This is a genomic window from Nonomuraea sp. H19, from assembly GCF_052068215.1.
GTDB lineage: Bacteria > Actinomycetota > Actinomycetes > Streptosporangiales > Streptosporangiaceae > Nonomuraea.
Genome location: NZ_JBQHCV010000119.1, coordinates 1 through 1,365 on the forward strand (window position 1 = coordinate 1; position 1,365 = coordinate 1,365).

At 68.6% G+C, this 1,365-nt stretch carries 1 protein-coding gene; it reads right to left on the reverse strand.

Annotation, left to right across the window (positions count from 1 at the left end):
* Window positions 1-39: 39 nt before the first annotated feature.
* Window positions 40-1,292 (reverse strand): IS3 family transposase gene (locus ACTMTI_RS56835; protein ID WP_441129403.1). Its coding sequence is split into 2 segments (ribosomal slippage): window positions 40-950 and window positions 950-1,292, totalling 1,254 coding nucleotides; the frame shifts between segments, so codons are not numbered across the junction.
* Window positions 1,293-1,365: the final 73 nt, after the last annotated feature.

A 1,365-nucleotide genomic window follows, 5' to 3' on the forward strand; every position in this document is an offset into this window, starting at 1 on the left:
GGGCCTTCCCCCACGGAAGTGGACACGCGGTGGGGTGTGTCATGCGGCCAGTGTCAGGCTACTCGATCTTTGCTGGTGTAGGTGCTCGTAGGCGATGGGGCTGAGGTGCCCGTTGGCCGAATGCCTTCTGCGGGTGTTGTAGCGGGTCAGCCATCGAAACACCGCGCGTCGGCAGGTGGCGGCGTCGCCGTAGTGGGGTGCGCCCTGGAGCGTCTCGCGTTTGAGAGAGGCGTGGAAGCTTTCGCAGGCGGCGTTGTCGGCGCTGGTCCCGACGGCTCCCATGGACTGGGTGACGCCCAGCCGGCGGCACAGGGCGGCGTAGTCCTTGGAGGTGTATTGCGCCCCGTGATCGCTGTGAAAGATCGAGTCGGCCAGGCCTCCCCGGGTCGCCGCGGCCATCGTCAGGGCGTCGGCGACCAGGTCGGTGCGCATGTGATCGGCGATCGACCAGCCCACCACCCGGCGGCTGAAGCAGTCCAGCACGGTGGCCAGGTAGAGGAAGTCGCCGTCGCCGAGCGGGAGGTAGGTGATGTCGCCCATGTACTTCCTGCCCGGCTCGGGGGCGGTGAAGTCCCGCGTGAACAGGTCCGGCACCGGTGTGGCGGCCGGCTCGGGGATGGTGGTGCGAACGCGTCGGCGCAGGCGTGTGCCGGCGATGGCGTACGTCCGCATCACCCGCGCGACGCGTTTCTCGTTGATCGTCATGCCCTTGTCGCGGAGTTCGGCGGTGATGCGCGGGGAGCCGTAGGTGCCGTCGAACTCGGTGTGCACCGCGCGGATCTGTTCGGCCAGGGCCGCGTCGGCGGCCTGTCGCGCGGCCCGGCCTTCGGCACCGGCGCGCCACTTGTAGTAGCTGGCCCGGTTGAGGCCGATCACCTGGCATAACCGCTTCACCCCGAAGGTGTCCCGGTGGTCGTCAACGAACTGGAAGCGGTTCACCAGTGCGTCTCCCCGGCGAAATATTTGGCCGCTTTGCGGAGAATATCGCGTTCGGTGGTGAGCTTCTTCTCGCTGGCCTCCAGCTCACGCACGCGGGCTTCCAGCTGAGCGATCCGCTCCGCGGCTTCGTCGCCCGGCCCGGCGGGCTGCCGGGTGCGCCCGGTATCCGAGCTGGTCGGCGGGCTGGCCGGCTCCTCACCGCGGCGGGCGCGCGCCCGCAGTATCCACGCGCGCAGGCTGCCCCGGCTCACGCCCAGATCGGTGGCGATGCCTTTGTAGGTCGCGCCGGGGGTGGACTCGTACAAGGCCACGGCATCGGCCTTGAACTCCTCCGAGTAGTCCTTCAACGCCATCGGCGGTCTTCTCGCTTCCTCCGGATCAAGCAAGATCCAGTATCAGCGTGTCCACCAACCAGGGGGAAGTGCC